This window comes from Streptomyces lushanensis (genome assembly GCF_001700515.1).
GTDB classification, from domain to species: Bacteria; Actinomycetota; Actinomycetes; order Streptomycetales; family Streptomycetaceae; genus Streptomyces; species Streptomyces lushanensis.
On sequence record NZ_MAUD01000128.1, the window covers coordinates 1 to 12886 of the forward strand.

Genomic DNA, 12886 nt, shown 5'->3' on the forward strand with positions numbered 1-12886 from the left:
GGCGGGCGGCCTGGCTGTCGGTCTTCTCCGGGATGGTGTGCCGGATGCCCCGGCGACGCGGGTTCTCGCGGACGGGGCCGTTGCGGTATGTCTTGTCGGCGGCCAGGCTGTCGGGATTCCTGCGTGGTCTGCCCGGACCGGTCCGCGGCACTCGGATCTTCTCCACCACGGCAGGGAACTGGGTGCAGTCCGTCTGCTGACCTGGAGTGACGATCAGGGACAGAGGGCGGCAACGGCCGTCCGCGCTCAGGTGCGGCTTGCTGGTGAACCCGCCACGCGAGCGGCACGGACGCTGCCCCGGTACGTGGTCTACCGCGTCAACACCTTAGTGGTCGGCTCCGGAAGTCCTTCGGGGGTTGATTCCGGGGCCGGGCGGTGTGTGTCGCATCGTTGGACGTCCAAGGCGGTGGGGTGGAGGCTGTCTCGGCCGCCTGCAGAAGGGGGGCCTGGGAGACCCCGGTTGATCCGGGCCTGGTTGGCCCGAAAGCTGGTGGCGAAGCTGTGGCCATGACCGACAGCAACAGCGATGTGACCGGCTTCTACGACCGTGTCGTCCTGATCACCGGCGGAACCAGCGGGATGGGCCTGGCCACCGCGCGTCTGCTCCTGGAAGCCGGCGCCCATATCGTCATCACCGGCCGCGACGATGCCCGCCTCGACCGCGCAGCCGAACAACTGGACAAGGCGTCCGACCAGGGTGCCCGGCTGTTCACTGTCCGGGCCGACTCAGCCAGCCTCACCGATCTCAACCGCTTGGCTGCCCTGATCCGTGAACGCCACGGGCGTCTGGACGGGGTGTTCGCCAATGCCGGGGTCGGAGTGTTCCAGCGCAGTGGCGAGGTCACTGAGCAGGACTTCGACCTCAGCGTCGACGTCAACTTCAAGGGGGTGTTCTTCACGGTCCAGAAGGTTCTGCCGCTGCTCGACGCAGCGGGTGGCGGTTCCATCGTGATCAACGCCTCGTGGACTCTGCACCGGGGCCTGGCCGTCGCACCGGTGTACGCGGCCACCAAGGCCGCCGTCCACAATCTGGCCCGTACGCTGGGCAGTGATCTGGCCGGGCGCGGCATCCGGGTCAACTCGATCAGCCCGGGCTACATCGTCACCGAGATGTTCGATGCCGCCAACCCGGACCCTGCCTCGCACGATGCCATCCGTTCCCAGGTGCCGCTGGGGCGGCTCGGCCAGGCCCAGGACATCGCCGAGACCGTGGCCTTCCTTCTCTCCCCGCGGTCCTCGTACATCACCTCCCAGGACATCGCCGTCGACGGGGGCCTGGTGACCGCCGTCCCCGCCTCCTAACGGAGGGTGTGGTTTCTGCCTGGCCCCGGCAGGGCCAGGCAGCCACCCATCACGACCGGCCACAATCGTCGTATGAGCACAGCTATCAACCTGGGTGAATTCCTCCGCTCCCGCCGGTCCCTCTTGCACCCCGAGGACGTTGCCCTGCCGGACTTCGGAGGCCGGCGCCGGGTCGCGGGCCTGCGCCGCGAGGAGATCGCGCAGCTCGCCGGAGTGAGCGTCGACTATTACACCCGGATGGAACAGGGCCGCGTGCCCAACCCCTCGGGCGCGGTACTCGACGCCCTCGCCGGCGCGATGCGGTTGGACGGGGATGCCACGCGGCACCTGCACCGCCTCGCCCGACCGCAGCCCTCCGCCCGGCACGTTCCCCGGCGCCAGCCCCGGCCGCAACGCGTGCGCCCCATGCTCCAGCGATTGCTGGACGACCTGGTGGACATGCCGGCGATGGTGATGGGCCGGCGCATGGACATACTGGCCTGGAACACGGCAGCGGCCGCCCTCTTCGGCGACTACGCGCCCCTGGACCGCGCTGAGCGCAACATCGCCCGGATCACCTTCCTCGACGAGACGTCCCGGGAACTGTATGCCGACTGGACCTCCTGCGCCCGCGAGAACGTGGCCTACCTCCACATGGACGCGGGACGGCACCCCGAGGACCCCCGGCTGGCGAGCCTGATCGGCGAACTGTCGATGAAGAGCGAGGACTTCCGTCGCTGGTGGGCCGAGCATCCAGTGCGGGACAAGACCTCGGGAACCAAGCGATTCCACCATCCGTTGGTCGGCGATCTGGAACTGGCCTACGAGACCCTGCGCGCAACGGACGACCCCGATCAGGCCTTGATCACATATGCCGCCGAGCCGGGCAGCCCATCGCACGACGCCCTGCGGATGCTGCTGGCCTGGGCCACTGAGGCTCCCTCCCCCATGCCGGACGACGACCGCGCGCGCTGACCTTCCGGGCAGTCCGGGCCTCACCGCCGGCGACCTGAAGCGACGTCAGACGCGCCATCGGTCAATGCCCCGACCAGCACATCGACGAACAGAGCACCGCAGACCGGCAGGCCCGGTCCCGACGGATATCCGCGCACCGATCCGTGTTGCGTGGCGAACCCTGCTCGCCGAGGCGGGTGCAGCAGACGACGGGGTGGCGTGATCCACCTCTCCCGATCGGCCCGCCCCTCATACCCGTTGCCCCGGCCTGCCCGATAGTCCCGACCGCCACCGAGCGCAAGCGGTTGAAGAAGATGGCCTACGTCCACAAGACCGAGTACCGGCTGCGGGTCCGCGCGCAGATCGTCCCGCACGCGGCACGGGGGCGCTCCAACGCACACATCGCCCACGACACGGGCCTGCGCCTGGACACGGTTCGCGCCTGGCGCGGCCGGTTCGCCCACGGCGGACTACCGGCCCTGGCCGACCGCAAGCGCTCAGGGCGCCCCGTTCCATCACCCTTGAGGGTCACGGTACGGTCTGCTGCATCTCGATAGGTGCCGGCCAGATCCTGACTGGCCAGCCCGTCCGGCCGCTGGCCCTCCCCCGGGCAGGGTGAGTATCGGCCGAAGCACCCTGCCGCGGTCGAAACACCGCGGCTGTACGGGGTGTCGGACGCGGACGAGTTCGCCCGCGCCTCGGCCCAGCATCTGCGCGCCACCGCCGCCCGTTACCCGGACGATCCCGGGGTGACCGGGCTGGTCGGTGAACTCCTCGCCGGAAGCGAGCAGTTCATCCGGCTGGGGGCCTCCCACGACGTGTGTGCCGAGCCCGCCCTCCGCAAGACCTTCACTACCCCGTGCGTGGGAGGGCTCCGTATCTGGGTGCACTCAGCGCTTGAGCGACTCCGCGTCCCCCATCACCACCACCGGCTTCTTCTTCGGATCCAGCAGGCGCAGCAACTCCTTCATCCGGCCGCGCGGCAGCGAGACGCAGCCCTGGGTGGGGCCGCCGTGGTCCACATGGAGCCAGATGCCGCCGCCCTTGTCCGCACCGAGCGGGCGGGTCCAGTCCAGCGGTGTGTTGCCCGGCACACGGTTGTAGTTGATCGCCACGACATAGTCGAAGGACCCGGCGAGCGAGTCGCCCTGGAAACCGGTGCCCGAGATCGAGAAGGCCGGACCCCGGTCGTACGGGAGTCTCGTCCCCGGATCGGGCAGCAGACCGCCCGCGTCGGTGAGGCCGTACACACCGATCGGCGTGCGCAGATCGCCCCGGACGTGGTCGTCGGTCCAGCCGCGCTTGGCGTTGTGGGAGGGCCACTCGTCGCCGGCGGGTACCCAGCCGGCGACCGGGTCGCGTTCGTAGACCCGCACGGTGCCGGTGTTGCGGTCCTTGCCGACGCCGGTCGCCACGACGGCCTGGTTCGTCTCCGGGGGAATGGCGGCGAGGGTCTTCGGGCCGAGGCCCGGTATCACCTTCGCCTCGGTGCTCCGCGGCTCCGGGGTCCGGGACTCGGCGGTCCCCGGTTCGGGGGCGGACCGGCCGACGGAACCGCCGGGGGAACCGGCGCCGGCCGTGCCGTCGACGCCCTTCCCGTCGGCAGTCGTCCCGCCCGGCGCGGATCCTTGGCCGGCCGCCGCGCCTCCGCAGCCGGTGAGCAGCAGACCGGAGGCCAGCAGGGCAGCGGCCAGCCGTGGCCCTCTGCGGACAGAACCGACAGACATACAGGAACCTTTCGTTGTGCGTGGGGCGTGTCCGCCGGCACCCGGAGCGGCTGCCGGCCTACGGGCAGCCGCACGGGCGGACGAGCCGCGGCTCAGCGCATCGGGCAGAAGCGTGCCGACCGGCACGAACCCGGTCACGACCGCGACGGCGGCGCCTGATGTACGCCGTCGGCCTCGGTCTCTCACTCCTCTCCAACACGATGGGAGGCCGGTCGGGTTGCCCCGGCGGAGAAGAATCCCTGTGCGACGTCGGTCACTCCGGTCACTCCGGGGTCACCCCGGTCGCTCCGGCCGCACGTGACACCGGGACCGGCCCGCGTTCGTGCGGCCGGAAGCCGCCGACGACGGGACCCGGACGTCTTCGGTGCCGTCCGCACCCCGGGCGTGCCTGGGGGTGACAGGGCCAGGCAGCGGACATGTCCGGTCGCTACGGTTGACGTCATGGACAGCAGCGGAAACCGCGTCGGCGAGTACCTCCGCGCCCGGCGCGATCTGGTTCGGCCGGAGGACGCGGGACTGCCGGTCGGCGGACTCCGTCGTGTGCCCGGACTGCGACGCGAGGAGGTGGCGATGCTGGCCGGTATCAGCGCCGACTACTACCTCCGGCTGGAACAGGGACGCGATCATCGTCCCTCGCCGGAAGTCCTCGACGCACTGGCGCGCGTCCTGCGACTCGACGCGGAGGCGACCGCCCATCTGCACCGGCTGGCGCGCCCCGTGCCCCGGAGGCGGACGGCCGCGAAACCGGAGCGGGTGCCCACGAGCATCCGCCAGCTGATCGACGGCTGGCCGGACAATCCCGCGTATGTGCAGAGCAGGTTTCTGGACGTACTGGCGGTGAACGCGCCGGCGGCGGCCCTGTCGCCGAACTACGCCCCCGGAACCAATCTTCTGCGGGCCGTCTTCCTCGATCCCGCGGAGCGTGCCCTGCGCAGGGACTGGGAGGAGGCGACAGCGGAGGGAGTCGCCGCCCTGCGAACCGCCGTCGGGCCCGACGCCGGCGATCCGCGTCTGGTGGAACTGGTCGGAGAGCTGTCGGTCCGGAGCGAGAGATTCCGGCAGCTGTGGGCACGCCATGACGTGCGGCCGAAGAGGGGCCGCGTCAGCCGGCTTTCCCATCCGCAGGTCGGCGACATGGATCTCCACTCCAACAAACTCGCCATCGGCGGCACCGAGGGCCTGATCCTGGTCGTCTTCAACGCCGAACCCGGCAGCCGAAGCGCTGAACTGCTGGCCATTCTGGGCAGCCTGACCGCCTCCGGCGGCACTGCGGCCCAGAAGAATCCGCCCACCCGTCCGCCCGCCGACCCGATCACGGACCCGTCCGGCGGGGAGAAGGACTGAACCGTCGGCGCGCGTCAACCGGTCGGAGCCGGAGCCGGACTCGGCACCGCCGTCCTCCGCGCCGCCTTCATCCGTGCGGATCCGCCGCGGAGCTGAGGTCGTACGCGGACACCGGTGTCAGTTCCTGTTCGGCCCATACGGTCTTGCCGTCCGCCGTGTACCGGGTGCCCCGCCGGTGGGACATCTGCGCGACGAGGAAGAGGCCGCGGCCGTCCTCGTCGGTGGTCCGCGCGTGGCGCAGGCGCGGCAGGCTGTTGCTGGTGTCGGAGACCTCGCAGCTCAGCAGCTGGTGCCGGATCAGACGCAGACCGATCGGGCCGGTCGCGTGGCGGATGGCGTTGGTGACCAGTTCGCTGACGATCAGCTCGGTGGTCATGGCCAGGTCCTCCAGTCCCCACTGGGCCAGTTGCCCCACGGCCAGGGACCGGGCGGTGCTGACGACGGCCGGGTCGGGCGGCAGTTCCCAGAAGACCGTCTGGCTCGGGCTGAGTGTGCGGGTCCTGGCGAGGAGCAGCGTGACGTCGTCGTACGGCGCCGGGGTCCCCAGCGAGTCGACCACGGCCGAGCACAGCTCTTCCGGCGGAAGGCCGGCCTGCGCCGCCAGTACGGCGCCGAGACGGTCCATCCCGGCGTCGATGTCCTGGTCACGGCTCTCGACAAGACCGTCGGTGTAGAAGGCGAGCACGCTCGCCTCGGGCAGTTCCAGCTCCACCGACTCGAAGGGCACCAGTCCGAGGCCGAGCGGTGTTCCGGCGGGAAGGTCGGGGAAGGTGACATGGCCGTCCGGGTCGACGATCGCGGGCGGCGGGTGCCCGGCCCGTGCCATCGTGCAGCGCCGCAGGACCGGGTCGTACACGGCGTACAGGCAGGTGGCCCCCAGGACCGCGGTGGCCGTGCCCTTGTCGTCGGCGTCCTCCTCGATGAGGCGGATGGCCAGGTCGTCCAGGTGGGCCAGCAGTTCGTCGGGCGGCAGGTCCATGTCCGCGAGGGTGTGCACGGCGGTACGGAGGCGGCCCATGGTCGCCGCGGCGTTGATTCCGTGCCCGACCACGTCGCCGACGACCAGCGCCACCCGGGCGCCGGACAGCGGGATCACATCGAACCAGTCGCCTCCGGCGCCGTGGCGGCTGTCGGCGGGCAGATAGTGCGAGGCGACCTCCACGGCGGTGCCGCCGGTGAGGCGCTGCGGGAGCAGATTGCGCTGGAGCGCGAAGGCCGCGGCGCGTTCCCGGGTGTACCGGTTGGCGTTGTCCAGGGAGAGCGCGGCCCGGTTGACGAGTTCCTCGGCGAGGAGCAGGTCGTCCGCCTCGAACGGCGTCGGATCCTCCGTACGGGCGAAGAACGCCACCCCCAGCACCGTGCCGCGCGCGTGGATCGGCACGTACATGCAGGAGTGCATGCCGACCTCCAGGATCTTCCGCACCCGGACCGGGTCCTGGCCGAGCCATGAGCCGGGAGAGGTGTCCATGACCCGTTCCATGTGGGACTTGCCGGAGGCCAGAACGCGGGTGAAGGGTGAGGCCGGCGGGACGAAGACCGTCTCGCCCCGTGCCCACAGGGCCTCCGGGATTCCCCGGCGGACCGATGCCAGGCCCGCGCGGCAGAACACGGGAACCTGTCCGCCCATCGGCCCCAGCCGGGCCAGGGACTCCTCGCCGAGCGGGACCGACTCCGCCAGGTCGACGGCGGCGAAGTCGGCGAGGAGCGGCACCGCGAGATCGGCCAGTTCCTGTCCGGTCCGCATGACGTCCAGGGTGCTGCCGATACGTGTGCTGGCCTCGCCGATGATCGCCAGGCGTTCGCGCGCCTGCTCCCTGCGGGTGACGTCCACCCACATGGCGCACACGCCCAGCGCCCGGCCGTCCGCGTCCTCCAGACGGAAGATGGAGACCGAGAACGCGTGTTCCCGGTGCCGGTCCGCCGGCAGCCATGTCCGGAACTCCAGGTCGGCCACCGGCTTGCCGGTTTTCAGCACGCGCCTCATCACCGCCTCGGCCTCCTCGGCCTCGGCGAGGCCGGGCAGTGTGTCCGTCAGCCGACGCCCCAGCCGATCCTCGCGGGGGATCCCGTCCTGCTGTCCCAGGGTGTCGTTCACCCAGGTGCAGCGGAGCTCCAGATCGCGGACGATGATTCCGACCGGGGCGCGGGCCAGCAGTGACTCCAGCGCCAGTCCGTTCGCCGTTCCCGACAGGAGCGCCTCCGTGCCGGTCGCCGAGACCAGCCACTGCGGCCCTCCGTCCGGCCCGGAGAACGGGGAGACCCGCAGGTTCATGTCGAGCCTGCGGCCGTCGCGGTGGCGAAGCGCCACAAGCCCGGACCAGCCGCCCTGGGCACGGCACCGATCCACGAAGGCCGACGCCTTCGACGCGTCACCGGAGGGGAGCAGCATCAGCCCTGCCGGCCGGCCCATCACCTCCGCGGCCGAGTAGCCGACCAGCCGCTCAGCACCCGGCGTCCAGCCGACCACCGCTCCGCACGCGTCCAGCACCGCCGTCGCCGTGCCGTCCGTCACCACCGGCCTCCGCACCACGTCGGGCGCCATGCGCTCAAGATTGTCCACCGCGGCCGTCCCGCCTGCGAGGCACCTCCGGAACGACCGGGATCGCGTCGGCCGTACGGTCGAGCCGATCGACCGACGGTGCGCACTCAAAAGTCATTATTCCGACATTAGCATGATCTGTAGACAATATTCAGTGCCGTACTGCTTGATCATCACGGGACGCCACGGTCGCGTGGTCGCTCCTCCCGCCCCCGCGCCGCCCCCGCGAGAATGGTCTCCGGACGCTGGTTACCCGCGTCACCGCGTTAGGATCCGACCTCTCCTCACCGGAAGGCGGCCGATCCATGTCCGTGCCGAGCCTGCTCGGGGTCTTCGCCCACCCGGACGACGAGTCACTGTCGGCGGGAGGCGTGCTCGCCCGGCACGCGACCGCGGGCGCGCGTACCGCGGTCGTCACGGCGACCTGGGCCGCCGACAGCCCGCGCGCCGCGGAGTTGGCCGAGGCGCTGCGCATTCTCGGCGCGGGCACACCGCGGATGCTCGGCTATGCCGACGCGCGGGTACCGCGGTCGGCCCCGGACGGCGCGCGGTTCTGCGACGCGCCCCTCGACGAGACCGTACGGCGGCTGGTGGCGCACATCCGGGAGTTCCGCCCGGAGATCATGGTCACGCACGACGCCTACGGTGGGCTGTCCGGCCATCCGGACCATGTGCACACCCACCGGGTGACCGTGCTCGCCGCCCACGCGGCCGGGCTCGGGCGGCTCTACCCGGACGCCGGTGCCCCATGGCGGGCGCGTGCCCTCTACCTGGCCACCCATCCGCACACGGCCGTGTCCGCGCTGAGGGACGTGGTGGGTGAGCACAAGGCGGTGTACAGCGTTCCGGACGAGCAGGTCACCGCGACCGTCGACGTCGGTCCCTGGACGGAGCGGAAAATCGCCGCCGTACTCGCCCATCGCAGCGAGGTGCGGCGGGGCGCCCTGCCGGGGCGTATCGCCGGCCTTCCACCGGAGGCCCGGGAGCGGCTGCTGGGCACCGAGTGGTACATCCGACACGACCCGGCTTCCGCGGCGGCGGCCCGGACGGGCCGGACGGAACTGACCGTCTGACCGTACGTGCTCCCGGCGACGGGCCGGCCGCCGCGGCGCGCCCGCCCGGTGCCATGGCCCGGTCCCGCGCCTGCCCCCGCCCCGCCCCGGCCTCCGTCTCCGTCTCCGTCTCCGTCAAGGACAACTGCGTACGAGCTCCGACCGTTTGAACAACGGATTACGGGCAACCCGCTTCGAAGAACGACCCGTTACGAGACAACCCGTTACGAGCGGTACCGGTACACGTACGGGATGAGACGAGACGAGAACGAGGAAGGCAATCATGTCGACAGTCCTGATCGTCGTCGCTCTGGCCGTGGTGTTCGTGGTCGTCGTGGCCGCGGTCCTGTACATCGGGCCCGGCAGGGCAAGCGGACGGAGCGGGCTGAAGCGCCGGTTCGGACCGGAGTACGACCGGGTTCTCGCACGTCACGACGGAGACTCCAAGGCCACGGAACACGAGCTGGCCGAGCGGTTGGAGCGTCATGGCGAGCTGCGTCCCGGTCCGCTCCCCACGGAACGGCGTGACCAGTACGTGGCGCGCTGGGCGGAGCTCCAGGAACGTTTCGTCGACGAACCGCGGGAAGCGGTCGTGGAGGCGGACCGGCTCCTCGCCCAACTGGCGGCCGACCGCGGTTATCCCGCCGGTACGGAGCACGACGGCCGCTCCGAGGAGCAGCTCGAAGCGCTCTCCGTACACCACGCGTACCAGGTGGACGCCTACCGCAGGATGCACCGAGTGGCCTCGGCGGACGGCCGTGGTGTGAGCACGGAGGAACTGCGCGAGACGCTGGTCGCGGCGCGTCAGCTCTTCGACCGGCTGATCCTCGGTCACCCGGACCGGAGCGACAGGCGCCGCGGTGGCGCCGTCAGCCGGAACCGGAACCTAACTCTGCGGCCCAAAGGAAGCGGTGTCTGATGACGTACGACCCGAAGAACGACACGAGCGACAGGAACGATACGGGCGCGCCGGTGGCGCCCCCGGCGCCCCCGGCCAGGAACGGCCGGCCGACGGCGGCCGAGGCGGACCGGCCCGTCGAGGCCGACCGCGCGAGGACGCCCGGCGTCCCCGACTCGGCCAAGCCGCCGCACACCCTTCGGCCGCGTGACGCGGCACGCGAGCCCGTGAAGCCGGTGCCCCTCCCGGACCGGCCCGGAGTGTCCGGCAGCTCCACCGGTTCCCGTGACACCGCGCGACAGCCGACGGGCATGAACAACGGCGCCAGGGGCACGAACGGCGACACCCGTCGCCTGAGCGGCACCAACGGCACCCGGCTCCTCGCGCAGGACGAGAGCGAGCGGCTCGGGCTGCGCCTCCAGGCCGCGCTGAGCTCCTTCGTCGACGGACCCCGGCGCTCGGTCGAGGAGGCCGCCGAGGTGCTGGACGAGGCCGCCGAGCGCCTCACCGCCGCGCTGGCCGAACGTCCGCGGTCGATGCGGGCCCACTGGGACGGCAACGCCCCCGGCACGGGCAGGCACACGGCGGGTACGACGGACGACACCGCGCGGGCCGCCGCGACGGACGGCACCGACACCGAGAAGCTGAGGCTCGCGCTCCAGAGCTACCGCGAGGTCACCGAACGGCTGTTGCGCATCTGACGCACGGCGGGTCCGGACGACGGAACCCGTCGGGCCCGGCAGGACCAGGAGGCGGTGGGCAAGGGACGGCCCACCGCCTCCGCCCTCCCTCACTCCGCCACACGGGCCCTGTCGTCCCTTTTCCAGTGGCCGAGCCTTTTTCAGTAGTCGAAATCCATGTAGTCGATGTCGTTGATGGCGACGTCCGAGAGACCCGTGGCGCGGGCCCCGCCGTCCTGGAAATAGACGTCCTTGAATCCTTCGGCGATGATCCCGCGCATCTCCTGGTCACCGGCCCCGGCGTCGCGGGCGTCGAACAGGCGCTGCGCGTAGGCCGGGGGGAGGTGGACGGTCAGGCGGCGGAGGCGGCCGTCGTCGGTCGTGCCGACCGGCGCGGTGTATCCGAACCGGGCCCTTGTCTCCACCGTGATCCCGCCGGTGGCGGCGGCCTGCTTCCGGCGGCGCCTGCGCACCTGTGGCTGCCAGCGGGACCGCACCGCCGCGTCGATCCTCGCGGCGATGTCCTTCGGCGGGTGCTTACGGGCGCCGCGCCGGTAGCGGTTGACGGAGTCGGCGGTGATACCGAGCTCCTCCGCGACGGCCTTCGCGGACTTCAGCTGCTTGAGCAGATAGCCGATCTGGCCCTTCAACGTCTTGGGCGGTGGGCGGGTGAACGATTCCCGGTCGGCGCGCTCGATGGCGTCCTCGATCTCCCCCACCGGTTACTCGCCTTCGTCCAGGACGGCGTCGCCGCCCTTGATGTGGCGGGCCGGATTGAGGCCCTTCTCCATCAGGTCGACCGCCCACAGCATCGACTGGACGCCCTCCAGCTTCGCCAGGCCCGGCGTGGCCCCGAGGCGGAACCCGCCGGGCTGCGGCTTGCCGGACGCCGCGTACGGCAGGAAATCGAGCGGGCTGTCGCCCGGCGAGGAGTAGACGACACAGTCGGACAGCACGGCGAGCGGGAACAGGCCCGTCATCTTCGCCATGTTGGCCAGCTTGCGGTGCATGTTGACCCGGGCCTTGCTGATGACGGCGGCCCGGATGTCGGGGCGCCAGGTGGGCCGCTCCAGGGCCGGCCACCGTTCGCCCTCCTTGTAGTTCCTGCCCTGCGGGCGTTCACGCAGCTTGCCCACACCGCCCTTCACGGTCGCCTTGACGGCGGTCAGCACGGCGGCCAGGGCCGGGTCGGCGTCCTTGTGCCGTTCCATCGCCGCGAGGAAGTCGGTGTCGGACAGGTCCCGGACGACGCCGAGATCGGCGAGGGTGTCGACGTACGCCGTCTTGAGACGGTCGTGCCACGGGTCCAGGTACGCCCCGGTCTCCCGCCGCAGGTACGCCTCGATCGGATGCACGTCGTACCCGAGCTCCTGGGCGTAGGCGACGCTGTACGTCTGGTACCAGGCAGGCCCCTGCGGGCGCTCACCGGTCGGGGTGAACGGCGAGGGCAGGCGCGGGTCCAGCTCGATGCGGGACAGATCGACCAGCCAGGAGCCGGGGATCTTCGGGTTGAACGCCGGGGCGTGGAAGTGGTCGGGGCCGGAGAGGCCGACGACCAGGCGGGACGCGGCGGCGAGGAAGGCGGTGTTGAGGTCCAGGCCGACCGCGAAGGGCAGGGTGCACTCCTCATCGCTGAGCAGATCCACCGACCGCACCCACTGGTACGCCTCCTCGTTGAGGAACCCCCCACTCCAGCCGGAGTTCACCACCACGGGGTGTTCCGCGGTGGCCTCCGGCGGCGCCGGGTCCATCGGCTCCGTCCCCAGCGAACCGGGGTTGTGGCCGGACACCCAGTTCCCGCTCTCCGGGGTCCGTACGGCCTTCGTGGGCGGGCGCAGCGCCGTCATCAGCTCCAGGCCCGAGACGGCCGTCGACCCGCGCGGGGTGATGACCCGGGTCGCGTAGACACCCAGGACACGGGCGATGTCGGCCGGTTCCATGTCCGCGACGCCCGGCCAGGACCGCCCGTCGAGGGCGTCCCAGGACAGGACCGCGAGCTGCACGCACTGCCGCTCGCGCCCCTGGGCCTTGCGGTAGATCCGCGCCCACGGGCCGAACCCGCGCTGTGTCAACTGCCAGCGCGCCTTGGTGACCTGCTTGACGACCGGGTGATCCTCGGGCAGACGCAGGGAGCGGCGCTGCTCGTGACCCTCCAGGCGCTCCGGCAGCCCCAGCCTCACGGCCGCCGCGGCGGTGAGCACGATCAGCGGGTCGGAGTCCTTGCCGTGGCGGTTCAGCTTCGCGGCACCGAGACCGGACTCCTTGAGTGTCCACTCCACCAGCTCGGGCACCGTGCGCGCGGGGCAGTCGAGCACGATCCCGCCGACACCGTACGCGGCCCCGTCACCGTCCAGCACGGCGAGAGGACCGTGCGGGAAACGCGGATCGACGTCGGCGGGATCGTGCTCGAC

The 12886-nt window shown here is 71.4% G+C and carries 11 protein-coding genes and 2 pseudogenes; 8 read left to right on the forward strand and 5 right to left on the reverse strand.

Annotated features, from left to right (window positions below; genetic code table 11):
* A pseudogene (locus tag BFF77_RS35580) lies at positions 1-277 on the reverse strand (transposase); the annotation flags it as partial.
* A gap of 230 nt (positions 278-507) precedes the next feature.
* On the opposite strand from BFF77_RS35580, the gene BFF77_RS12110 reads away from it, so the two are divergent.
* The 4 genes and pseudogenes from BFF77_RS12110 to BFF77_RS36795 all read left to right on the forward strand — a co-directional run.
* Positions 508-1302 (forward strand): SDR family NAD(P)-dependent oxidoreductase, encoded by a 795-nt coding sequence (locus BFF77_RS12110; protein ID WP_066947646.1) that lies wholly within the window; start codon positions 508-510, stop codon positions 1300-1302.
* Between the two features lie 72 nt (positions 1303-1374).
* Complete coding sequence (locus BFF77_RS12115; protein ID WP_066947649.1) at positions 1375-2256, forward strand: helix-turn-helix transcriptional regulator; 882 nt, start codon at positions 1375-1377, stop codon at positions 2254-2256.
* Positions 2257-2549: 293 nt separating this feature from the next.
* Positions 2550-2792 carry a helix-turn-helix domain-containing protein gene (locus BFF77_RS36790; protein WP_079125064.1) on the forward strand — a complete coding sequence of 81 codons (243 nt, stop codon included), beginning with the start codon at positions 2550-2552 and terminating at the stop codon, positions 2790-2792.
* Positions 2793-2891: 99 nt separating this feature from the next.
* Positions 2892-3131: pseudogene (locus BFF77_RS36795) on the forward strand (MmyB family transcriptional regulator); the annotation flags it as partial.
* On the opposite strand, the gene BFF77_RS36800 reads toward BFF77_RS36795, so the two are convergent.
* Complete coding sequence (locus BFF77_RS36800; protein WP_066947652.1) at positions 3126-3962, reverse strand: L,D-transpeptidase family protein; 837 nt, start codon at positions 3960-3962, stop codon at positions 3126-3128. The pseudogene BFF77_RS36795 and the gene BFF77_RS36800 sit on opposite strands and share 6 nt — an antisense overlap.
* 441 nt (positions 3963-4403) lie before the next feature.
* On the opposite strand from BFF77_RS36800, the gene BFF77_RS12125 reads away from it, so the two are divergent.
* Entirely contained in the window at positions 4404-5306 is a 903-nt protein-coding gene (locus BFF77_RS12125) for a helix-turn-helix domain-containing protein (RefSeq protein WP_079125065.1), read from the forward strand.
* A 67-nt stretch (positions 5307-5373) separates the two neighbouring features.
* On the opposite strand, the gene BFF77_RS12130 is transcribed toward BFF77_RS12125, so the two are convergent.
* Positions 5374-7866 (reverse strand): SpoIIE family protein phosphatase, encoded by a 2493-nt coding sequence (locus BFF77_RS12130; protein ID WP_342671228.1) that lies wholly within the window; start codon positions 7864-7866, stop codon positions 5374-5376.
* 284 nt (positions 7867-8150) lie between these two features.
* On the opposite strand from BFF77_RS12130, the gene BFF77_RS12135 reads away from it, so the two are divergent.
* The 3 genes from BFF77_RS12135 (at position 8151) to BFF77_RS36805 (ending at position 10496) form a co-directional block, all read left to right on the forward strand.
* Complete coding sequence (locus BFF77_RS12135; RefSeq protein WP_066947656.1) at positions 8151-8918, forward strand: PIG-L deacetylase family protein; 768 nt, start codon at positions 8151-8153, stop codon at positions 8916-8918.
* A gap of 262 nt (positions 8919-9180) precedes the next feature.
* The gene (locus BFF77_RS12140; protein ID WP_066947659.1) at positions 9181-9816 is read left to right on the forward strand and encodes a hypothetical protein; all 636 of its coding nucleotides are present in this window, start codon (positions 9181-9183) and stop codon (positions 9814-9816) included.
* Complete coding sequence (locus BFF77_RS36805; RefSeq protein ID WP_245703368.1) at positions 9816-10496, forward strand: hypothetical protein; 681 nt, start codon at positions 9816-9818, stop codon at positions 10494-10496. Before BFF77_RS12140 ends, BFF77_RS36805 begins: the two co-directional genes overlap by 1 nt.
* A gap of 140 nt (positions 10497-10636) precedes the next feature.
* Here the strand turns inward: BFF77_RS36805 and tpg are convergent, their stop codons facing one another.
* Together tpg and tap are read right to left on the reverse strand one after the other, a co-directional pair.
* A complete protein-coding gene (gene tpg / locus BFF77_RS12150; RefSeq protein WP_066947662.1) occupies positions 10637-11194 on the reverse strand; it encodes a telomere-protecting terminal protein Tpg in 558 nt (185 codons plus the stop codon).
* 3 nt (positions 11195-11197) lie between these two features.
* A partial coding sequence (tap, locus tag BFF77_RS12155) for a telomere-associated protein Tap (protein ID WP_066947665.1) occupies positions 11198-12886 on the reverse strand: 1689 nt, incomplete at its 5' end.

What these genes read in the sequence shown, in the direction of transcription:
- BFF77_RS12110 (WP_066947646.1), top strand. Translation starts at nt 508, where the DNA reads ATGACCGACAGCAACAGCGATGTGACCGGCTTCTACGACCGTGTCGTC.
- BFF77_RS12115 (WP_066947649.1), top strand. Translation starts at nt 1,375, where the DNA reads ATGAGCACAGCTATCAACCTGGGTGAATTCCTCCGCTCCCGCCGGTCC.
- BFF77_RS36790 (WP_079125064.1), top strand. Translation starts at nt 2,550, where the DNA reads ATGGCCTACGTCCACAAGACCGAGTACCGGCTGCGGGTCCGCGCGCAG.
- BFF77_RS36800 (WP_066947652.1), bottom strand. Translation starts at nt 3,962, where the DNA reads ATGTCTGTCGGTTCTGTCCGCAGAGGGCCACGGCTGGCCGCTGCCCTG.
- BFF77_RS12125 (WP_079125065.1), top strand. Translation starts at nt 4,404, where the DNA reads ATGGACAGCAGCGGAAACCGCGTCGGCGAGTACCTCCGCGCCCGGCGC.
- BFF77_RS12135 (WP_066947656.1), top strand. Translation starts at nt 8,151, where the DNA reads ATGTCCGTGCCGAGCCTGCTCGGGGTCTTCGCCCACCCGGACGACGAG.
- BFF77_RS12140 (WP_066947659.1), top strand. Translation starts at nt 9,181, where the DNA reads ATGTCGACAGTCCTGATCGTCGTCGCTCTGGCCGTGGTGTTCGTGGTC.
- BFF77_RS36805 (WP_245703368.1), top strand. Translation starts at nt 9,816, where the DNA reads ATGACGTACGACCCGAAGAACGACACGAGCGACAGGAACGATACGGGC.